22 protein-coding genes are annotated in these 19252 nt (G+C 56.5%); 7 read left to right on the top strand and 15 right to left on the bottom strand.

Annotation, left to right across the window (positions count from 1 at the left end; genetic code table 11):
- From L2I46_RS16785 to fkpA, 9 genes are all read right to left on the bottom strand, one after another.
- A partial coding sequence (locus L2I46_RS16785; protein ID WP_010287081.1) for a GTP-binding protein occupies positions 1-182 on the bottom strand: 182 nt, incomplete at its 3' end.
- Positions 183-251: 69 nt separating this feature from the next.
- Positions 252-2366: an elongation factor G gene (gene fusA, locus L2I46_RS16780; RefSeq protein ID WP_023291175.1), complete on the bottom strand. Its 2115-nt coding sequence runs from the start codon at positions 2364-2366 to the stop codon at positions 252-254.
- A gap of 96 nt (positions 2367-2462) precedes the next feature.
- Positions 2463-2933, bottom strand: a complete 471-nt coding sequence (rpsG, locus tag L2I46_RS16775; RefSeq protein WP_002920113.1) for a 30S ribosomal protein S7 — start codon at positions 2931-2933, stop codon at positions 2463-2465.
- A 96-nt stretch (positions 2934-3029) separates the two neighbouring features.
- A complete protein-coding gene (gene rpsL, locus L2I46_RS16770; RefSeq protein ID WP_002920115.1) occupies positions 3030-3404 on the bottom strand; it encodes a 30S ribosomal protein S12 in 375 nt (124 codons plus the stop codon).
- Positions 3405-3528: 124 nt separating this feature from the next.
- Entirely contained in the window at positions 3529-3816 is a 288-nt protein-coding gene (tusB, locus tag L2I46_RS16765) for a sulfurtransferase complex subunit TusB (protein WP_004202221.1), read from the bottom strand.
- A gap of 7 nt (positions 3817-3823) precedes the next feature.
- Positions 3824-4183, bottom strand: coding sequence for a sulfurtransferase complex subunit TusC (gene tusC / locus L2I46_RS16760; RefSeq protein WP_032454214.1), 360 nt, complete (start codon positions 4181-4183; stop codon positions 3824-3826).
- The gene (gene tusD, locus L2I46_RS16755) at positions 4183-4569 is read right to left on the bottom strand and encodes a sulfurtransferase complex subunit TusD (RefSeq protein WP_002920128.1); all 387 of its coding nucleotides are present in this window, start codon (positions 4567-4569) and stop codon (positions 4183-4185) included. Before tusD ends, tusC begins: the two co-directional genes overlap by 1 nt.
- Positions 4569-5291: a helix-turn-helix transcriptional regulator gene (locus L2I46_RS16750; protein WP_002920130.1), complete on the bottom strand. Its 723-nt coding sequence runs from the start codon at positions 5289-5291 to the stop codon at positions 4569-4571. Before L2I46_RS16750 ends, tusD begins: the two co-directional genes overlap by 1 nt.
- A 168-nt stretch (positions 5292-5459) precedes the next feature.
- Positions 5460-6290 (bottom strand): FKBP-type peptidyl-prolyl cis-trans isomerase, encoded by an 831-nt coding sequence (gene fkpA / locus L2I46_RS16745; protein WP_004202215.1) that lies wholly within the window; start codon positions 6288-6290, stop codon positions 5460-5462.
- 222 nt (positions 6291-6512) lie between these two features.
- On the opposite strand from fkpA, the gene L2I46_RS16740 reads away from it, so the two are divergent.
- Positions 6513-6731, top strand: coding sequence for a protein SlyX (locus tag L2I46_RS16740; protein ID WP_236948049.1), 219 nt, complete (start codon positions 6513-6515; stop codon positions 6729-6731).
- Between the two features lie 58 nt (positions 6732-6789).
- On the opposite strand, the gene slyD is transcribed toward L2I46_RS16740, so the two are convergent.
- From slyD to kefG, 4 genes are all read right to left on the bottom strand, one after another.
- A complete protein-coding gene (gene slyD, locus L2I46_RS16735; protein ID WP_004202213.1) occupies positions 6790-7383 on the bottom strand; it encodes a peptidylprolyl isomerase in 594 nt (197 codons plus the stop codon).
- A 93-nt stretch (positions 7384-7476) separates the two neighbouring features.
- Entirely contained in the window at positions 7477-7677 is a 201-nt protein-coding gene (locus tag L2I46_RS16730; RefSeq protein WP_002920143.1) for a YheV family putative zinc ribbon protein, read from the bottom strand.
- An 11-nt stretch (positions 7678-7688) separates the two neighbouring features.
- Positions 7689-9494: a glutathione-regulated potassium-efflux system protein KefB gene (gene kefB, locus L2I46_RS16725; protein WP_004202210.1), complete on the bottom strand. Its 1806-nt coding sequence runs from the start codon at positions 9492-9494 to the stop codon at positions 7689-7691.
- Positions 9481-10044, bottom strand: a complete 564-nt coding sequence (kefG, locus tag L2I46_RS16720; RefSeq protein WP_004202208.1) for a glutathione-regulated potassium-efflux system ancillary protein KefG — start codon at positions 10042-10044, stop codon at positions 9481-9483. The genes kefB and kefG overlap by 14 nt, the downstream gene beginning before the upstream one ends.
- A 173-nt stretch (positions 10045-10217) precedes the next feature.
- On the opposite strand from kefG, the gene L2I46_RS16715 reads away from it, so the two are divergent.
- The 4 genes from L2I46_RS16715 to L2I46_RS16700 all read left to right on the top strand — a co-directional run bounded on the left by L2I46_RS16715 (position 10218) and on the right by L2I46_RS16700 (position 14461).
- Entirely contained in the window at positions 10218-12122 is a 1905-nt protein-coding gene (locus L2I46_RS16715; protein WP_023291178.1) for an ABC transporter ATP-binding protein, read from the top strand.
- Positions 12123-12341: 219 nt separating this feature from the next.
- Entirely contained in the window at positions 12342-13340 is a 999-nt protein-coding gene (locus L2I46_RS16710) for a hydrolase (RefSeq protein WP_072096663.1), read from the top strand.
- Positions 13337-13555: a YheU family protein gene (locus L2I46_RS16705; RefSeq protein WP_002920151.1), complete on the top strand. Its 219-nt coding sequence runs from the start codon at positions 13337-13339 to the stop codon at positions 13553-13555. The genes L2I46_RS16710 and L2I46_RS16705 overlap by 4 nt, the downstream gene beginning before the upstream one ends.
- Before the next feature lie 36 nt (positions 13556-13591).
- On the top strand, positions 13592-14461 hold the full coding sequence (locus L2I46_RS16700) for a phosphoribulokinase (RefSeq protein ID WP_004202201.1): 870 nt from the start codon (positions 13592-13594) through the stop codon (positions 14459-14461).
- Between the two features lie 55 nt (positions 14462-14516).
- Here L2I46_RS16700 and L2I46_RS16695 read toward each other — a convergent pair whose 3' ends face one another.
- Complete coding sequence (locus tag L2I46_RS16695) at positions 14517-14921, bottom strand: OsmC family protein (protein ID WP_023291180.1); 405 nt, start codon at positions 14919-14921, stop codon at positions 14517-14519.
- 306 nt (positions 14922-15227) lie between these two features.
- Here L2I46_RS16695 and crp point away from each other — a divergent pair, with 306 nt between their 5' ends.
- Both crp and L2I46_RS16685 read left to right on the top strand, forming a co-directional pair.
- The gene (gene crp, locus L2I46_RS16690; RefSeq protein ID WP_000242758.1) at positions 15228-15860 is read left to right on the top strand and encodes a cAMP-activated global transcriptional regulator CRP; all 633 of its coding nucleotides are present in this window, start codon (positions 15228-15230) and stop codon (positions 15858-15860) included.
- A 51-nt stretch (positions 15861-15911) separates the two neighbouring features.
- Complete coding sequence (locus tag L2I46_RS16685; RefSeq protein ID WP_132134685.1) at positions 15912-17990, top strand: YccS/YhfK family putative transporter; 2079 nt, start codon at positions 15912-15914, stop codon at positions 17988-17990.
- Here L2I46_RS16685 and argD read toward each other — a convergent pair.
- Positions 17980-19200: a bifunctional acetylornithine/succinyldiaminopimelate transaminase gene (argD, locus tag L2I46_RS16680; RefSeq protein WP_032454216.1), complete on the bottom strand. Its 1221-nt coding sequence runs from the start codon at positions 19198-19200 to the stop codon at positions 17980-17982. The genes L2I46_RS16685 and argD overlap by 11 nt on opposite strands.
- Between the last annotated feature and the right edge of the window lie 52 nt (positions 19201-19252).

The following is a 19252-nucleotide window of genomic DNA, read 5'->3' as shown; positions in this document are numbered from 1 at the left end:
ATACCACGAGCTTTTTCTTCCGGCGCGTTATCGATCTGGTCGAATGCGCGAGCGGAACCACCGTAGGTTTTAGCCAGAACGGTAGTGATGGCAGCAGTCAGGGTAGTTTTACCATGGTCAACGTGGCCGATAGTACCAACGTTGACGTGCGGTTTTGTACGTTCAAATTTTTCTTTAGACACGGCTATATTCCTTACTATAGTGCTCTCCCCTTCGGAGAGAGCACGGGACTTAGGTTTTAATCCTGTGGATTATTTACCACGGGCTTCAATAACGGCCTGAGCAACGTTGTTCGGCGCATCATCATACTTCAGGAATTCCATGGTGTATGATGCACGACCTTTGGTCAGAGAACGCAGCTGAGTTGCATAACCGAACATTTCGGACAGCGGTACTTCAGCGTGGATCTTAACGCCGGTTACTTCGGATTCCTGACCGCGCAGCATACCGCGACGACGGCTCAAGTCACCGATAACGTCACCAGTGTTCTCTTCCGGAGTTTCTACTTCAACCTTCATGATCGGCTCAAGCAGAACTGGTTTTGCTTTCTTAAAGCCTTCTTTAAAGGCAATAGACGCAGCCAGTTTAAACGCCAGCTCAGAGGAGTCAACGTCGTGGTAAGAACCGAAGTGCAGACGGATACCCATATCAACTACCGGGTAACCTGCCAGCGGACCAGCTTTCAGCTGTTCCTGGATGCCTTTATCAACGGCCGGGATGTATTCGCCAGGAATTACACCACCTTTGATGTCGTTGATGAACTCGTAACCTTTCGGGTTAGAGCCCGGCTCCAGCGGGTACATGTCGATCACAACGTGACCGTACTGACCACGACCACCAGACTGCTTGGCGTGTTTACCTTCGATATCGGTAACTTTCGCGCGAATTGCTTCACGGTAAGCAACCTGAGGTTTACCGACGTTCGCTTCAACGTTGAATTCACGCTTCATACGGTCAACGATGATGTCGAGGTGCAGCTCACCCATACCGGCGATAATGGTCTGGTTAGACTCTTCGTCAGTCCATACGCGGAAAGACGGGTCTTCTTTAGCCAGACGACCCAGAGCCAGACCCATTTTTTCCTGGTCAGCTTTGGTTTTCGGCTCAACGGCGATGGAGATTACCGGCTCAGGGAATTCCATACGCTCCAGAATGATCGGCGCATCCGGGTTACACAGGGTGTCACCAGTAGTTACGTCTTTCAGACCGATTGCAGCAGCGATGTCGCCCGCGCGAACTTCTTTGATCTCTTCACGTTTGTTAGCGTGCATCTGTACGATACGACCGAAACGCTCACGTGCAGCTTTCACGGAGTTCAGTACGGTATCACCAGAGTTAACCACACCGGAGTACACGCGGAAGAAGGTCAGGTTGCCCACGAACGGGTCAGTAGCGATTTTGAACGCCAGTGCAGAGAACGGCTCGTCGTCGCTTGCGTGACGCTCAGCCGGAGTATCTTTACCGTCGTCCAGGATGCCGTTGATCGCCGGAACGTCAACAGGGGATGGCAGGTAGTCAATTACCGCATCCAGCATCGCCTGAACACCTTTGTTCTTGAACGCAGAACCACAGGTTACCAGGATGATTTCGTTGTTCAGAACGCGCTGACGCAGAGCTTTTTTGATCTCTTCTTCAGTCAGTTCTTCACCACCCAGGTATTTTTCCATCAGCTCTTCAGAAGCTTCAGCTGCGGACTCGATCAGGTTCTGGTGCCATTCGTCAGCCAGATCCTGCATGTCAGCCGGGATATCTTCGTATTCGAAGGTTACGCCCTGGTCTGCATCGTTCCAGTTGATGGCTTTCATTTTCACCAGGTCAACAACGCCGGTGAAACCTTCTTCAGCACCAATTGCCAGCTGCAGCGGAACCGGGTTCGCGCCCAGACGGGTTTTGATCTGACCAACAACTTTCAGGAAGTTAGCGCCCATGCGGTCCATTTTGTTAACGAACGCGATGCGCGGAACTTTATATTTGTTTGCCTGACGCCATACGGTTTCAGACTGCGGCTGAACACCACCAACTGCGCAGTAAACCATTACCGCACCATCAAGAACACGCATGGAACGTTCTACTTCGATAGTGAAGTCAACGTGCCCCGGGGTGTCGATGATGTTTACACGGTGCGGTTCATACTGCTTAGCCATACCAGACCAGAATGCAGTAGTCGCAGCGGAAGTGATGGTGATACCACGTTCCTGCTCCTGCTCCATCCAGTCCATGGTAGCGGCGCCGTCATGAACTTCACCGATTTTGTGGTTTACACCGGTGTAGAACAGAATACGTTCGGTAGTAGTGGTTTTACCGGCGTCGATGTGCGCACTGATACCGATGTTACGGTAGCGTGCGATGGGTGTTGTACGAGCCATTTGATTCCTCGTTTATTTCTTTAGGCGTTCAGTTAAGTTATCCAGAGCGGGCGACTCATCTGAAGCGCCCGCCTGGTGACTATGACTCCGAAGGGATTACCAACGGTAGTGAGCGAACGCCTTGTTGGCTTCGGCCATACGGTGAACGTCTTCACGTTTCTTAACTGCAGTACCTTTGTTGTCTGCAGCATCAGTGAGTTCGTTCGCCAGGCGCAGAGCCATGGATTTATCACCGCGTTTACGAGCAGCTTCAACGATCCAACGCATTGCCAGGGCATTACGACGGACCGGACGAACTTCAACTGGAACCTGATAAGTAGAACCACCTACGCGGCGGGACTTAACTTCGACAGTCGGGCGCACGTTTTCGAGCGCAACTTCGAAGGCTTCCAGTTCAGATTTACCAGAACGCTGAGCCAGGGTCTCCAGCGCGCTGTATACGATAGTTTCTGCAGTAGATTTTTTACCATCTACCATCAGGATATTGACAAATTTAGCCAGCAGTTCTGATCCGAACTTCGGATCCGGCAGAATTTTACGCTGACCAATGACGCGACGACGTGGCATGGAAATACTCCGTTGTTAATTCAGGATTGTCCAAAACTCTAAGAGTTTAGTATGACATTAAGATAAATCAGTTTGGCCTTACTTAACGGAGAACCATTAAGCCTTAGGACGCTTCACGCCGTACTTGGAGCGAGCCTGCTTACGGTCTTTAACGCCGGAGCAGTCAAGCGCACCACGAACGGTGTGGTAACGAACACCCGGAAGGTCTTTAACACGACCGCCACGGATCAGGATCACGGAGTGCTCCTGCAGGTTGTGACCTTCACCACCGATGTAGGAGGTGACTTCGAAACCGTTAGTCAGACGCACACGGCAAACTTTACGCAGTGCGGAGTTCGGTTTCTTAGGAGTGGTGGTATATACGCGAGTACATACGCCACGTTTCTGCGGGCAGGCTTCCAGCGCTGGCACGTTGCTCTTTGCAACTTTGCGCGCGCGTGGTTTGCGTACCAGCTGGTTAATTGTTGCCATTAAATAGCTCCTGGTTTTAGCTTTTGCTTCGTAAACACGTAATAAATCGCCTCATATATTATGAGGACGCAGAATTTTAGGGCGGTGCCGAAAAGGTGTCAAGAAATATACAACGATCCCGCCATCACCAGGCCAACTGACCGGCATGTTTGACTGTGAGTCTGACGAAATCAGTATAGCTAACCCTGCCGACACTGTCCGCAATTTGACCAGTTAGCCCGCGGGCGTCAACGTCGTCTTGCAGCACGTAAAGGGTTATGGGGGCGGATTGCAGGATCTCAAGGAAGCGACCGCCGGCGATAGCCGCCGCGACGCCATCAGACAGCAGTAACAGATCGTCACCCTGCTCCATCAAGCGAAGCATTGCTGCGATATCGGCATGCCAGGGAGAAACACTGAGCGTATGGAGCATGGGGGCCTCAGAAACGCAAAATCACATCAAATTCATGCAGACGGGCGCGCAGGGCATCCGGCGCCAGGCATTCGACATCCACCACCCACGGTGTCGCGGGGTCCAGGCCGCGCTCTCGCGCCGACTCGGCGCACAGCCAGCACTGGTCGATATCATATAGCGACAGCAGTTTAAAAGTGGCGATGTAATCGCGGGCCAGCACAGCGCCAGGCCGCTGGGCGGGCAACAGCTGAAACACGCCGTCGCCCACGAAAAATACGCCAATCTCGTCGGTGAGGGCGGAGGTGGCTAATAAGGCGTCGAGGCCTTCCCTGCCGGCGGCGCTGCCGTGCGGCGCGGAGGAAAAAACGAAAGCCACACGTTTCATCAAAACTGTACCATCCGATCGCAAGTAAGCGCCGCTTCCGCCAGCGCGCCAAGTCCGCTCAACGTAAAACCCGGCTGCAGATTATGGCCAGGCAGAGCGAGCTGTTGCGCTTCGCGCTCGTCCGTTACGCCACGACGCAGGGCGGCCGCCACGCAGATATGCAGCGCGACGCCGTGCTCATCGTGGAGGGATTGCCACCCGCGCACCAGATCGAACTCATCGCTGGCGGGCGCCGTCAGCTGGTTAGCGTTAAGCACGCCTTCGCGATAGAAAAAAACGCACGCCAGCTCATGGCCTTCCTGCAGCACGGCCTGCGCAAATTGCCAGGCGCTGCTCGCCTGCTGCGTGCCATAGGCAGGGCCGGTCACCGTGAGGGCAAAACGCATTACTTATCCAGCCCCTGGAAATCGCCGCTTTTGAACTGGCGAATATAGAGGTAGACGGTGTGCTTGGAGATGTTCAGACGATCGGCCACCTGGTTAATGGCGTCTTTAATATCGAAGATCCCTTTCTCGTAGAGATTCAGCACGATTTGACGGTTTTTAGCATTGTTGGACACGCTGCGATCGGCATTCACCTCTTCGATGGTGAATTCCAGAGTCTGGGCGACCAGATCGTCAACCGAGGAAGCAAAGTTCACCGGCGAGTTAACCTCGGGCGTTTCTGGCGGAATAAAGGTGCTCATGATCTGGGAAAAAGGCACATCCAGATTCATATTGATGCACAGCAGACCAATCACCCGGTGATCGCGGTTGCGGATGGCAATCGTCACCGACTTCATCAGGACGCCGCTTTTGGCGCGGGTAAAGTAGCATTTGGAAACGCTGCTATCGGCGCCCGTCATATCGTGCAGCATGCGCAGCGCAAGATCGGTAATCGGTGAACCGATTTGGCGGCCGGTATGTTCACCATTGGCGATACGGATGGCAGAGCATTTCAGATCCTGCAAAGAATGCAGCACGATTTCACAGTGCGAACCGATGAGCATCGCCAACCCGTCCACCACCGCTTCATAAGATTTAAGAATATCGAAATCGGTCTGGTCAAAGGGACGTTGATCCAGCAGGTCAAGCTCGCTGGTTTCGTTGGTTAAAAGCGACCTGGACATGAAAAAAAGCACTCCTTTTCAGGAGCCTGTCGTTATTGTCAGGGCAGGCTCATCATCATTATTAAGCTATCTAAAGTAATACAGCGCCTGAGGATCTTTCCAGTTTTAATTATATCTGCGCTCAATAAAAAAGCCGCCGCCTCTGACGAGACGGCGGCCTGAACCCGATTACTTCTTAGCGTCAGCTTTCGCGTCCGCGGCTTTCGCATCGCCAGCGGCTTCCGGCTGAGCATCTGCCTTCGGCGCCGGTTTGATATCCAGCAGCTCTACATCAAAGACCAGCGTAGAGTTGGCCGGGATGCCCGGGACGCCGGTTTTGCCGTAGGCCAGATCTGGCGGAATGACCAGCTTGATTTTGCCGCCTTTCTTGATGTTCTTCAGGCCTTCAGTCCAGCCCGGGATCACCCCGTCGAGACGGAAAGAGAGCGGCTCGCCGCGGGTATAAGAGTTATCAAACTCTTTGCCGTCGATCAGCGTACCTTTGTAGTTAACCACCACGGTGTCGCTGTCTTTCGGCGCATCGCCAGTGCCTTCTTTCTCGACTTTATACAGCAGGCCAGTTTTCGACGTTTTCACGCCCTTCTCTTTGGCAAAGCTGTCACGGAAAGCTTTACCTTTGGTTTCGTTCTCAGTGGCGTCTTTTTCCATTTTCTGCTGAGCCGCGGTCTTCACGCGCGTTTCAAAGGCCTGCAGAGTCTGTTCGATCTCCTGGTCGGACAGTTTGCTCTTATCGGCAAACGCGTCCTGTACGCCGGCGATCAGCTGGGCTTTATCCAGCTTAATGCCGAGTTTTTCTTGTTCTTTCAGGGAGTTTTCCATGTAACGCCCCAGGGACGCGCCCAGCGCATAGGCCGATTTCTGATCGTCATTTTTAAATGCCGATTTACTCTCAGCCGCCGGGGCTGCTTTCGCCGCGGTATCTGCAGCAAAGGTCAGCGGTGCATTCAGGGCGACGGCCATTGTGGTCGCCAGCAGCGTTACTTTAAACAGTGATTTCATCCATTTCTCCAGGGCCGGGGCCTCTCACCCCAGGGTTATCGTAAAAAGCAAAAAACGTACTATAGAACGTCGCCGTTAAAATCTACATACGGACGTTCCTGAATATCGCCTCTTTTAGGACTATTTTTGTATGAATAAGTTTCCTGTAGGACGCAGCGATGCTGCGCGCCGGGGGAAACTTAAGTAGAATCCGCCCGCAGGATCAGACTAAAGAGGTTACCCATGCACGATAGCACATTAGAAACGCGCCTTGCGGAGCTGGAAAGCCGGCTGGCGTTTCAGGAAATCACCATCGAAGACCTCAATACAACCGTGACCGCCCACGAGATTGAGATGGCGAAGATGCGCGAGCATATGCGTCTGATGATCGAGAAGCTGAAGGCGACCCAACCCTCCCATATCGCCTCCCAGGCCGAAGAGACGCCGCCGCCGCATTATTGAGGCGTAAAAAAAGCGGGTCTCCCCGCTTTTTTGTCGTCTTCGTGCCGAAGCGCGAAGATTAGTGGCAACCGCAGCCACCGTGGCCGCCGCAGCCGCCTTTACCATGGTCGTGGCCATGATCGTGGTCGTGACCGTGACCGCCGCAGCAGCCATCGTGACCATGATCGTGGTCGTGATCATGACCATGCGCGCCGTGCACGTGACCGTGCTCCAGCTCTTCAGCGGTCGCTTCGCGGATGGCGACAACTTCCACATTGAACTTCAGGTTCTGGCCTGCCAGCATGTGGTTGCCATCAACCACAACGTGGTCGTCTTCAACTTCAGTAATCTCTACTGGTACCGGACCCTGATCGGTTTCCGCCAGGAAGCGCATGCCAACCTGCAGTTCATCAACGCCCATGAAGACGTCTTTCGGTACACGCTGCACCAGGTTTTCGTCATACTGACCGTAAGCGTCGTTAGCGCCAACGGCTACGTCAAATTTGTCGCCCACTTCGTGGCCATCCAGCGCGTTTTCCAGGCCGGAAATCAGGGAGCCGTGACCGTGCAGGTAATCCAGCGGCGCGCTTACCGGAGACTCATCAACCAACACACCGTCTTCTGTACGTACCTGATAGGCCAGGCTGACCACCAGGTCTTTTGCTACTTTCATGATATCTCCTGAGATGGGAAGAATAGTGGCGCAGATTGTAGCGGAATTCTGCTGCCGTGTACCCTTTAGCTTAAAAAAAGCCGACGGATAACGCTAGTCGGGATGAAAAATGCCAATCACCTGCTCCTCTTTGCGTACATGCTCACGGGCCTCTTTATCCGCCTCACGCATCTGATGACCGCACTTAACGCATTCAACAACATCGACATTATTTTCACGCCACATCGCCAGTGAATCCTGCGCCTGGCACGCCGGACATTTCGCCCCGGCAATAAAACGTTTACGTACTGCCATATGATTTACCTTTATTCAAACTCGTCCCAGCCGTCCAGCTGCCGGCTCTCTTTCTGCATTTCGCGCTGAAAAATCTCTTCCAGTTCGCGCCGGGCTTCCCGCACGCGTGATATCTGTACCGTATCAGTATGCACCGGCATTAACTCACGCAGCATTCGCATATCGAGGCGTCGGAAGTGCAGCTGCGCGCGCTGAGCCTGGTGAGGATGCATCCCGAGGGTGATGAGCGCTTTACGCCCCAGCTCCAGCGCGCTGGAGAAAGTCTCACGGGAAAACTGCGTCACGCCGGCCTGCAGCAGCTCATGCGCCTCGACGCGCCCGCGAGCGCGCGCCAGGATGTGCAGATGTGGAAAGTGTTGTTGACACATCTCCACCAGCCGCATGGTGTCTTCCGGCTCATTACAGGTAATGACGATCGACTGCGCCTCCTCCGCCCCCGCCGAGCGCAGCAGTTCCAGCTGGGTGGCGTCGCCAAAATAGACTTTATAGCCATAGTTGCGCATCAGATTCACCGCGCTGATGTCTCGCTCCAGCACCGTAATACGCATCTTATTGGCCATCAGCAGGCGACCGATGACCTGGCCGAAACGGCCAAAGCCAACAATAATCACCTGCGGTTTATCGTCCTCTACCCACGGCGCCTCATCGGTATCCTCCGCTGGATTCAGGCGTCGCGACAGTATCTTATCGATCCCTTTCATCAGCAGCGGCGTGGTCATCATCGACAAGGTGACGGCCACCAGCAGCAGCGCCATCTGGTCGTGCTGGAACAACCGCTGAGAAGCGGGCAGCGAAAAGAGGACAAACGCGAACTCGCCGCCCTGGCTTAATACGCCCGCAAACTGCATACGCTCGGAACTCCGCAGGCCATAGAGACGGGCCAGCAGATAGAGCACCAGCATTTTTACCGCCACCAGCACCGCCACGCTCACCGCCACCCACAGCAGATGGGTGTACAGCACGCCAAGGTTCAGCGCCATACCGACGGAGATAAAGAACAACCCAAGCAGCAACCCCTTGAACGGATCGATGGCGATCTCCAGTTCATGGCGATACTCACTTTCCGCCAGCAGCACGCCGGCGATAAAGGTACCCAGCGCCATCGACAGCCCCAGCGCCTCCATAAACAGGGCGGATCCAAGGACCAGCAGCAGCGTGGCGGCAGTGAACACTTCCCTGACCCCGGAGCTGGCGATAAAGCGGAACACCGGCCGCAGCAAATAGCGTCCGCCAATCAGCATCCCGGCAAACGCCAGGACCTTCATGCCGACCGTTAGCCAGTTCACATGCTCATCCGCGGAACCCGCCAGCAGAGGCACCAGCGCCAGCGCCGGGATCACCGCCAGATCCTGAAACAGCAGGACCGAAAAGCCTAACTGCCCTGATTCGCTGCGGCTCATTCCCTTCTCGCGCATCAGCTGCAGTGCCATCGCGGTAGAGGACATCGCCAGGCCGATCCCGCCAACCACCGCCGCCTGCCATGAAAATCCTGTCGTCATCAAAAGACCGCCGAGGATCGCCGCGCTGAGCATCACCTGCGCCGCGCCAACGCCGAAGATGGAGCTTCGCAGCCGCCATAGCTTGGCGGGATTGAGCTCCAGGCCGATGATAAACATCAGAAACACCACGCCGAGTTCAGAGAAATGGAGAATTTCATCCACATCGCTGATAAACCCGAGCCCCCACGGACCTATGGCGATCCCGGCCAGCAGATAGCCCAACACCGCGCCAATTCCCAGTCTTGAAGCCAGAGGGACGGCGATAACGGCCGCGAACAAAAACAGCACCCCCGCCAGCAGCAAATCAAATCCCGCCATGGACACCTCCGGCGGCAAGGGGGTTGGCCAGCCAGTCCCGATAGGCCAGGGCGCGGCTGCGCAGCTCCTCTGGCTGTTGCCGCCGGGCCCAGTAGACGATAATGGGGCTCATCCAGTGCATACGGCACATGCCGGCGGTCAGTTCAAAAGGACGTAAAATATCGTTCATCGGATAGCGATTCGCATCGCGACGGTAGGCGCTCTCAGGTTCGCCGGTGGTGATCACGCTGCGCCAGTACTTTCCCGCCAGTTCGTTCCCTCCGGCGCCGCTGGCGAAGCCGCGGCTTAAGACACGATCCAGCCACTCCTTGAGCAGCGCCGGACAGCTCCAGGTATATAAAGGATGCTGGAAAACGATCACCTCATGCTGGCGCAGCAGGTCCTGTTCGTGAGCAATATCGATAAAAAAATCCGGATAGTGCGCGTAGAGATCGTGCACGGTGACGTTTGGCAACTGTAAGGCCGGTTGTAATAAAACCCGGTTGGCCACGGAATCCTGAGATTCTGGGTGGGCATACAGCAGCAACACTTTCGCTGTCTGAGACATCATTCCCCTCCCGTAGGTCTTCTGGCGGCCTGCACAGCCCTGGCGTTTTGACACAGCCAGAATGACTTTGTGTATCGTCTTCGTTTTGGGCTACCATGGCGGCCCGGTGAAGCGATTCGCTTCCACACTACATTATCATAATGACAAATTAACATAGTCTGAACATACGGCGCCTTATGATTGTTTTCTCCTCGTTACAAATTCGTCGCGGCGTACGCGTCCTGCTGGACAACGCCACCGCTACCATCAACCCTGGCCAGAAGGTCGGTCTGGTGGGGAAAAACGGCTGCGGGAAATCGACGCTGCTATCGCTTTTGAAAAACGAGATAAGCGCTGACGGCGGCAGTATGACCTTTCCCGGCAACTGGCAGCTGGCCTGGGTGAATCAGGAAACCCCGGCCCTGCCGCAGCCGGCAATCGATTATGTCATTGACGGCGATCGCGAATATCGCCAGCTGGAAGCCGCGCTCCAGCAGGCTAACGAGCGCAACGACGGCCATGCCATCGCTACCGTCCACGGCAAGCTGGACGCCATCGACGCCTGGACCATCCGCTCCCGCGCCGCCAGCCTGCTGCACGGCCTGGGTTTCAGCAATGAACAGCTCGAGCGGCCGGTCAGCGATTTTTCCGGCGGCTGGCGTATGCGTCTTAACCTCGCGCAGGCGCTGATCTGCCGCTCCGATCTGCTGCTGCTCGATGAACCGACTAACCACCTCGACCTTGATGCGGTGATCTGGCTGGAGAAGTGGCTGAAGGGCTACACGGGGACGCTGATCCTGATCTCCCACGATCGCGATTTCCTCGATCCTATCGTCGACAAAATTATCCATATCGAACAGCAGACGATGTTTGAGTACACCGGCAACTACAGCTCGTTTGAAGTGCAGCGCGCCACCCGGCTCGCTCAGCAGCAGGCGATGTACGAAAGCCAGCAGCAGCGTGTCGCGCATCTGCAAAGCTATATCGATCGCTTCCGCGCCAAAGCCACCAAAGCCAAGCAGGCGCAGAGCCGTATTAAAATGCTGGAGCGGATGGAACTCATCGCCCCGGCGCACGTGGATAACCCGTTCCACTTCAGCTTCCGCCAGCCGGAGAGCCTGCCAAACCCGCTGCTGAAGATGGAGAAAGTCAGCGCCGGCTATGGCGAGCGTATTATCCTCGACTCCATTAAGCTCAATCTGGTGCCGGGGTCGCGTATCGGCCTGCTGGGCCGCAACGGCGCAGGGAAATCGACGCTGATTAAGCTGCTGGCTGGCGAACTCCAGCCCGTGAGCGGCGAGATCGGCCTCGCCAAAGGCATCAAGCTCGGCTACTTCGCCCAGCATCAGCTGGAGTTCCTGCGCGCCGATGAGTCGCCGCTGCAGCACCTGGCGCGCCTGGCGCCGCAGGAGCTGGAGCAGAAGCTGCGCGATTACCTTGGCGGCTTTGGTTTCCAGGGGGATAAGGTCAGCGAAGAGACCCGCCGCTTCTCCGGTGGAGAAAAGGCGCGTCTGGTGCTGGCCCTGATCGTCTGGCAGCGCCCTAACCTGCTGCTGCTCGACGAACCGACCAACCATCTCGACCTCGATATGCGTCAGGCCTTAACCGAAGCGCTGATCGACTTTGAAGGGGCGCTGGTGGTCGTATCGCACGATCGCCACCTGATCCGCTCCACCACCGACGATCTGTACCTTGTCCACGATGGCAAAGTCGAACCGTTCGACGGCGATCTGGACGATTATCAGCAGTGGCTCAGCGACTCGCAAAAACAGGAGTCCCAGAGCGGCGACGCGCCAAAAGAGAGCGGCAACAGCGCGCAAGCGCGCAAAGACCAGAAGCGTCGGGAAGCGGAGCTGCGCAGCCAGACCCAACCGCTGCGCAAAGAGATCGCCCGTCTGGAGAAAGAGATGGACAAGCTCAACGCGCAGCTGGCCAGTGCGGAAGAGAAACTTGGCGACAGCGAACTCTACGACGCCTCGCGGAAAGCGGAACTGACTGAATGCCTGCAGCAGCAGGCCAGCGCGAAATCCGGGCTGGAAGAGTGCGAAATGGCCTGGCTGGAGGCTCAAGAGCAGCTGGAGCGCATGCTTCAGGAAGGCTAACGCCGCCTCATCATTCTGCCTGCGACGGCGCGGGCAGAATGGGTTTCTGCCATTCCCATGCTCAGGCCATCAATGACATCAATGGTTTGTTTTCGGTGTCACCGGGCGTCATTGGCCACAAGGCCACATATTGGCTAACTCCCGCGCGCCCTGCGCGGTATAGTCATCATCACGTTTATTAATTATTCTGGTGCTATGGTTGAAATCATCCCCACAGACATGACGCCCCCCGAAAACGATTCGCGTGAGTTCCATCCCATGCGCGGCGTGGGCAATCGTCATCTGCAAACCATGCTGCCGCGGCTGATCCGCCGTAAATTGCGCTTTACCCCGCACTGGCAGCGCCTTGAGCTGCCGGACGGCGATTTTGTCGATCTCGCCTGGAGCGAAGACCCGCACCAGGCGCGCCACAAGCCGCGCCTCGTCGTCTTTCATGGTCTGGAAGGGAGTCTGCACAGCCCGTATGCCCATGGCCTGATCCACGCGGCGATGCAGCGCGGCTGGCTGGGCGTGGTCATGCACTTTCGCGGCTGCAGCGGCGAACCTAACCGCAATCACCGCATCTATCACTCCGGCGAAACGGAAGATGGCACCTGGTTTCTCCACTGGCTGCAGCGCGAGTTTGGCCCCGCGCCGACCGCCGCCGTCGGCTATTCGCTGGGCGGCAACATGCTGGGCTGCCTGCTGGCAGAAGAAGGCGACCGCTGCCCGCTGGATGCGGCGGTGATCGTTTCCGCGCCTTTCATGCTGGAAGCCTGCAGCTATCATATGGATAAGGGCTTCTCGCGAGTTTATCAGCGCTATCTGCTCAATCTGTTAAAAGCCAACGCCTCACGTAAGTTGAAAGCGTATCCTGGCTCGCTGCCCGTCGATTTACGCCAGCTCAAAGGGATGCGCCGCATCCGGGAATTTGACGACATGATCACCGCCAAAATCCATGGTTTCGCCGATGCGCTGGATTATTACCGGCAATGCAGCGCTATGCCGCGGCTCAGCGATATCACTAAGCCGACGCTCATCATCCATGCGAAAGACGACCCGTTTATGGACCACCACTCCATTCCCCCGCAGGAGCAACTGCCGGCGAACGTTGAGTATCAATTGACTGAACAAGGCGGCCACGTCGGCTTCGTCGGCGGCACCCTGCGTAAACCGGAGATGTGGCTGGAAAGACGTATTCCCGACTGGTTAAACCGCTGGCTGGAGGTTCCCGTATGATTATTCCCTGGCAGGATCTGGATCCCGAAACGCTGGATAACCTGATTGAAAGCTTTGTGTTACGCGAAGGCACCGATTATGGTGAACATGAACGTTCACTTGCCGATAAAGTCGCCGATGTAAAACAGCAGCTGAAACGCGGAGAGGCGGTCCTCGTGTGGTCGGAACTGCATGAGACGGTCAATATTATGCCGCGCGCCCTGTTTAACGGCTAAGGCGACGCCACTACATCGTTTAACCAGGGAGTTGTTATGTCTGCCAAACATCCGGTGATCGCCGTCACGGGCTCCAGCGGCGCGGGCACTACCACCACCAGCCTCGCCTTTCGCAAAATCTTCGCGCAGCTAAATCTGCACGCCGCGGAGGTGGAAGGCGACAGCTTTCATCGCTACACCCGCCCGGAAATGGACATGGCGATCCGCAAAGCGCGGGATCAGGGCAAACATATCAGCTACTTTGGCCCGGAGGCGAACGACTTCGGCCTGCTGGAGCAGACCTTTGTCGACTATGGCCGCCATGGCAAAGGCCAGTCGCGTAAATACCTGCACACCTATGACGAAGCCGTGCCGTGGAATCAGGTGCCGGGAACCTTCACCCCATGGCAGCCGCTGCCGGAGCCGACGGACGTGCTGTTCTATGAGGGGCTGCACGGCGGGGTTGTCACGCCGCAGCATGATGTCGCCAGCCATGTCGACCTGCTGGTCGGGGTCGTGCCTATCGTTAACCTGGAGTGGATCCAGAAACTCATTCGCGACACCAGCGAACGCGGCCACTCCCGGGAGGCGGTGATGGATTCCGTCGTCCGATCGATGGAAGATTACATTAACTTCATCACCCCGCAGTTTTCCCGCACCCACATCAACTTCCAGCGCGTGCCGACGGTGGACACCTCCAACCCGTTTGCCGCGAAAGCGATCCCCTCTCTGGACGAGAGCTTTGTGGTGATCCATTTCCGCAATCTGCAGAACATCGACTTCCCCTGGCTGCTGGCGATGCTACAGGGCTCGTTTATTTCGCACATGAACACCCTGGTGGTGCCGGGCGGTAAAATGGGGCTGGCGATGGAGCTTATTATGGCGCCGCTGGTCGAGCGTCTGATGGAAGGCCGAAAGATCGGCTAACAGAAAAAACCCCGGCCAGGCCGGGGTTGAGATCATTCACATCAGCAGGCGAAGACTACGCCTCGATCACTTCATAGGAGTGGGTGATCTTCACCGCTTTTTCCAGCATCAGCGCCACCGAGCAGTATTTCTCTGCCGACAGATCCACCGCGCGGGAGACTGCGGCATCTTTCAGCGCCTTACCGGTGACGATAAAGTGCAGATTAATATGCGTGAACAGGCGCGGCGCCTCTTCCCGACGCTCAGAGGTCAGTTTCACTTCGCAGTTGGTCACGTCGTGACGACCTTTTTGCAAAATAGAGACCACATCGATCGCACTGCAACCGCCCGCCGCCATCAGCACCATCTCCATCGGGCTGGGCGCCTTATCTCCGGAGTTGCCATCCATCAGAATCTGGTGTCCTGACGCGGACTCCCCGATAAAGGTTAACCCTTCAACCCATTTCACACGCGCTTGCATAAAATTTAACTCCAGTATCGCAATATTCCTGTCAGATTACGCGCACATAACAATTCTCGCAACGGAAGGCGACCTGCGTCATGCTGAAGCGAGACACCAGGAGACATGCGGCGAAAGCTATGCTAAAACAGTCTGGATGCTACAGTAATACATTGATGTACTGCATGTATGCAGAGGAGTTCACATTACAGGCTGTCGAAAAATCATCAGCCAGCTTCCCAGGTATAGGGAAACAATACGATTGCATGCCCGGACGCCGTGTAGTGTCGGCGCCCGGAGATAGCTTATAACAGAGGATAACCGCGCATGGTGCTTGGCAAACCGCAAACAGACCCTACCCTTGAATGGTTCTTGTCTCATTGCCACATTCATAAGTACCCATCAAAGAGCACGCTGATCCACCAGGGTGAGAAAGCAGAAACGCTGTACTACATCGTTAAAGGCTCCGTGGCTGTACTCATCAAGGATGAAGAAGGTAAAGAGATGATCCTCTCCTACCTCAACCAGGGCGATTTCATCGGTGAATTAGGCCTGTTTGAAGAGGGTCAGGAGCGTAGCGCCTGGGTACGGGCGAAAACCGCATGTGAAGTGGCCGAGATCTCTTATAAGAAATTCCGTCAGCTGATCCAGGTGAACCCGGACATTCTGATGCGTCTCTCTTCGCAAATGGCTCGCCGTCTGCAGGTGACGTCTGAGAAAGTGGGCAACCTCGCCTTCCTCGACGTGACGGGCCGTATCGCCCAGACGCTGCTGAACCTGGCGAAGCAACCCGATGCCATGACCCACCCGGACGGTATGCAAATTAAAATTACCCGTCAGGAAATTGGTCAGATCGTCGGCTGCTCTCGTGAAACCGTTGGCCGTATTTTGAAAATGCTGGAAGATCAGAACCTGATTTCCGCCCACGGTAAAACTATCGTCGTCTACGGCACCCGTTAAGTTGCTAAGCGGCGTATTGCTCCTGCAGTACGCCGTTTTTGTTTTTCCCTCATGTGGCGCAGGCTGATTTACCACCCGGAAGTCAACTATGCACTGCGGCAAACGCTGGTGCTGTGTCTGCCTGTGGCCATCGGTCTTCTGCTCGGCCATCTCCAGCAGGGACTCCTGTTTTCCTTAGTTCCCGCCTGCTGCAATATCGCCGGTCTCGACACTCCGCATAAGCGCTTTTTTAAGCGTCTGATTATCGGCGGCTGTCTGTTTGCCGGATGCAGCCTGGTGGTGCAGCTGCTGCTCGCCCAGACCATACCTTTGCCGCTTATTCTCAGCGGCCTGGCGCTATTGCTCGGCGTCACCGCGGAAATCAGTTCGCTGCACGCGCGCCTGCTGCCCGCGTCGCTGATCGCCGCCATCTTTACCCTGAGCCTGGCGGGCAATATGCCCGTCTGGGAGCCGCTGCTGATCTACGCCTTCGGCACGCTATGGTACGGCGTGTTTAACTGGTTCTGGTTCTGGCTGTGGCGCGAACAGCCGCTGCGGGAGTCGCTCAGTCTGCTCTACCGGGAACTGGCCAATTATTGCGAAGCCAAATATAGCCTGTTGACCCAGCATACCGATCCCTCAACCGCCCTGCCGCCGCTGCTCATCCGCCAGCAGAAGGTGGTCGATTTAATCACCCAGTGCTATCAGCAGATGCATATGCTGGCCGCCAACCAACGTAACGACCACAAACGTCTTCTGCGAGCGTTCCAGATGGGGCTGGATCTACAGGAGCATATTTCGGTCAGCCTGCATCAGCCGGAAGAGGTGCAAAAGCTGGTTGAGCGCAGCCATGCCGAAGCGGTGATCCGCTGGAACGCGCAGACCGTCGCCGCCCGCCTGCGGGTGCTGGCGGATGACATGCTCTATCATCGTTTTCCGCAGCGTTTCCAGATGGATAAACAGATCGGCGCCCTGGAAAAAATCGCCCGCCAGCATCCGGATAACCCGGTCGGCCACTTCTGCGCCTGGCACTTCAGCCGCATCGCCCGGGTGCTGCATACCCAGCGCCCACTGTATGCCCGGGATCTGATGGCTGACAAAGAGCGTCGTTTACCGCTGTTTCCCGCGCTAAAGAACTATCTGTCGCTGAAGTCGCCCGCGCTGCGCAACGCCGCCCGCATCAGCGTGATGCTGAGCATCGCCAGCCTGATGGGCAACGCCCTGCATTTGCCGAAGCCCTACTGGATCCTGATGACCGTCCTCTTCGTGACACAGAACGGCTATGGCGCCACGCGGGTTCGTATTGTCCACCGGGCGGCGGGGACGCTCGCCGGCCTGATCATCGCCGGGCTGACCTTGCACTTTCACGTTCCGGAGAGCTATACCCTGAGCGGGATGCTGCTGATCACCCTGCTCAGCTATCTGATCATCCGCAAACACTATGGCTGGGCGATGGTGGGGTTTACGGTGACGGCGGTATATACCCTGCAGCTGCTGACGCTTAACGGCGAACAGTATATTATCGCCCGGCTGATCGATACGCTGATCGGCTGCCTGATCGCCTTCGGCGGGATGGTCTGGCTGTGGCCGCAGTGGCAGAGCGGCCTGCTGAAAAAAAACGCCCACGATGCGCTGGAGGCCGACCAGCAGGCGATTCGCCTGATCCTCAGCCCCGACCCCAAAGCGCCCGCACTGGCCTACCAGCGCATGCGCGTCAATCAGGCGCACAACGCGCTCTACAACTCCCTGAATCAGGCGATGCAGGAGCCCGGGTTTAATACCCACTACCTGGAAGATATGAAGCTATGGGTGACGCACAGCCAGTTTATCGTCGAACACATCAACGCCATGACCACTCTGGCCCGGGAGCATACGATGCTCACCCCGGATCTTGCCCAGCGCTATCTCGAATCCTGTGAGATTGCCCTGCAGCGCTGTCAGCAGCGGCTGGACAGCGATGGCCCCGGCAGCGCAGGGGATGTCAATATTATGGAGTCACCGGAAAGCGAGGTGCCGATCGGTCCGTTAAGCACCCTGGAGCAGCATCTGCAACGCATTCTGGGCCATCTGAACACCATGCACACCATTTCGTCAGTGGCATGGCGTCAGCGGCCGCATCACGGCATCTGGCTGCGGAAGATCAGCCGTTAATCACCTTTGCCACGGCCTGGGCAAAGCGCGCCATCCCCTCGGCAATATCCTGCTCTTCGATGATCAGCGAGGGAACAAAACGCATCACGTCCGGCCCGGCGTTAAGCACCATGACGCCGGCTTCCGCAGCGGCATAGAGGAAATCACGCGCGCGGCCCTTGTGCTGCGGCTTGAGTTCGGCGCCAATCAGCAGGCCCATCCCGCGAATATCACTGAACAGATCAAACTCGGCATCCAGCTGCTGCAGGTGTTTGACGAACAGTTCGCGTTTGGCGTTCACGCCATCCAGCACCGCCGGGGTATTGATCAGATCGAAAGCGGCGTTGGCGACCGCGCAGGCCAGCGGGTTGCCGCCGTAGGTTGAGCCATGGGAACCCGCATGGAAGGCGCTGGCGATCTCGTGGGTAGTCAACATGGCGCTGACCGGGAAACCGCCGCCCAGCGCTTTGGCGCTGGTGAGAATATCCGGAGTTACGCCATAGTGCATATAGGCAAACAGCGATCCGGTACGCCCCATTCCGCACTGCACTTCATCAAAGACTAACAGCGCCTGGTGTTGATCGCACAGTTCGCGCAGCCCCTGCAGGAACGCCGGCGTCGCTGCCGTCACGCCGCCTTCGCCCTGAATCGGCTCCACCACCACCGCGCAGGTGTGGTCATCCATCACCGCTTTTACCGCCTGCAGGTCGTTGAAGGGAACATGGACAATATCCGCCGGTTTCGGGCCGAAACCATCGGAGTACTTCGGCTGCCCGCCGACGGAGACGGTAAACAGGGAGCGACCATGAAAGGCATTATGGAAAGCGATGATTTTGGTTTTGTACGGGCTATGGCGGGTCACCGCATAGTGACGCGCCAGCTTAAAGGCCGTTTCATTGGCTTCGGTACCGGAGTTCATAAACACCACTCGCTCGGCGAAGGTGGCATCGACAAGTTTACGTCCCAGGCGCAGCGCTGGCTCATTGGTAAAGACGTTGCTGGTATGCCACAGCGTTTCGCCCTGCTCGTGGAGCGCCGCCACCAGCGCCGGGTGGCAATGGCCGAGCGCCGTCACCGCGATACCGCCGGCGAAATCAACATACTCTTTGCCCTGCTGATCCCAGACGCGGCTGCCTTTTCCCTTTACCGGGATGAATTCTGCCGGTGCATAAATTGGCAAAATAACTTCATCGAATGTGGCGCGGGTGATTGCCGGTTGTTCAGTTGCCATGTCTTGCCCATCCCTCTTCGTTATGCAGATGCGATTATGATAATCTAATCAC

The sequence above is a fragment of the Klebsiella sp. 2019SCSN059 genome (genome assembly GCF_021739525.1).
Taxonomy (GTDB): Bacteria; Pseudomonadota; Gammaproteobacteria; order Enterobacterales; family Enterobacteriaceae; genus Klebsiella; species Klebsiella quasipneumoniae.
Note: the sequence above shows the minus strand (reverse complement) of the source record. Positions and strands in the feature narration are given on the sequence as shown.

What these genes read in the sequence shown, in the direction of transcription:
- L2I46_RS16685 (WP_132134685.1), top strand. Translation starts at nt 15,912, where the DNA reads ATGTGGCGCAGGCTGATTTACCACCCGGAAGTCAACTATGCACTGCGG.
- L2I46_RS16705 (WP_002920151.1), top strand. Translation starts at nt 13,337, where the DNA reads ATGATTATTCCCTGGCAGGATCTGGATCCCGAAACGCTGGATAACCTG.
- tusB (WP_004202221.1), bottom strand. Translation starts at nt 3,816, where the DNA reads ATGCTCCATACGCTCAGTGTTTCTCCCTGGCATGCCGATATCGCAGCA.
- L2I46_RS16700 (WP_004202201.1), top strand. Translation starts at nt 13,592, where the DNA reads ATGTCTGCCAAACATCCGGTGATCGCCGTCACGGGCTCCAGCGGCGCG.
- L2I46_RS16715 (WP_023291178.1), top strand. Translation starts at nt 10,218, where the DNA reads ATGATTGTTTTCTCCTCGTTACAAATTCGTCGCGGCGTACGCGTCCTG.
- L2I46_RS16695 (WP_023291180.1), bottom strand. Translation starts at nt 14,921, where the DNA reads ATGCAAGCGCGTGTGAAATGGGTTGAAGGGTTAACCTTTATCGGGGAG.
- kefB (WP_004202210.1), bottom strand. Translation starts at nt 9,494, where the DNA reads ATGGCGGGATTTGATTTGCTGCTGGCGGGGGTGCTGTTTTTGTTCGCG.
- argD (WP_032454216.1), bottom strand. Translation starts at nt 19,200, where the DNA reads ATGGCAACTGAACAACCGGCAATCACCCGCGCCACATTCGATGAAGTT.
- L2I46_RS16710 (WP_072096663.1), top strand. Translation starts at nt 12,342, where the DNA reads ATGACGCCCCCCGAAAACGATTCGCGTGAGTTCCATCCCATGCGCGGC.
- rpsL (WP_002920115.1), bottom strand. Translation starts at nt 3,404, where the DNA reads ATGGCAACAATTAACCAGCTGGTACGCAAACCACGCGCGCGCAAAGTT.
- fusA (WP_023291175.1), bottom strand. Translation starts at nt 2,366, where the DNA reads ATGGCTCGTACAACACCCATCGCACGCTACCGTAACATCGGTATCAGT.
- L2I46_RS16740 (WP_236948049.1), top strand. Translation starts at nt 6,513, where the DNA reads ATGCACGATAGCACATTAGAAACGCGCCTTGCGGAGCTGGAAAGCCGG.
- fkpA (WP_004202215.1), bottom strand. Translation starts at nt 6,290, where the DNA reads ATGAAATCACTGTTTAAAGTAACGCTGCTGGCGACCACAATGGCCGTC.
- L2I46_RS16730 (WP_002920143.1), bottom strand. Translation starts at nt 7,677, where the DNA reads ATGGCAGTACGTAAACGTTTTATTGCCGGGGCGAAATGTCCGGCGTGC.
- L2I46_RS16750 (WP_002920130.1), bottom strand. Translation starts at nt 5,291, where the DNA reads ATGTCCAGGTCGCTTTTAACCAACGAAACCAGCGAGCTTGACCTGCTG.
- rpsG (WP_002920113.1), bottom strand. Translation starts at nt 2,933, where the DNA reads ATGCCACGTCGTCGCGTCATTGGTCAGCGTAAAATTCTGCCGGATCCG.
- slyD (WP_004202213.1), bottom strand. Translation starts at nt 7,383, where the DNA reads ATGAAAGTAGCAAAAGACCTGGTGGTCAGCCTGGCCTATCAGGTACGT.
- crp (WP_000242758.1), top strand. Translation starts at nt 15,228, where the DNA reads ATGGTGCTTGGCAAACCGCAAACAGACCCTACCCTTGAATGGTTCTTG.
- tusD (WP_002920128.1), bottom strand. Translation starts at nt 4,569, where the DNA reads ATGCGTTTTGCCCTCACGGTGACCGGCCCTGCCTATGGCACGCAGCAG.
- tusC (WP_032454214.1), bottom strand. Translation starts at nt 4,183, where the DNA reads ATGAAACGTGTGGCTTTCGTTTTTTCCTCCGCGCCGCACGGCAGCGCC.
- kefG (WP_004202208.1), bottom strand. Translation starts at nt 10,044, where the DNA reads ATGATGTCTCAGACAGCGAAAGTGTTGCTGCTGTATGCCCACCCAGAA.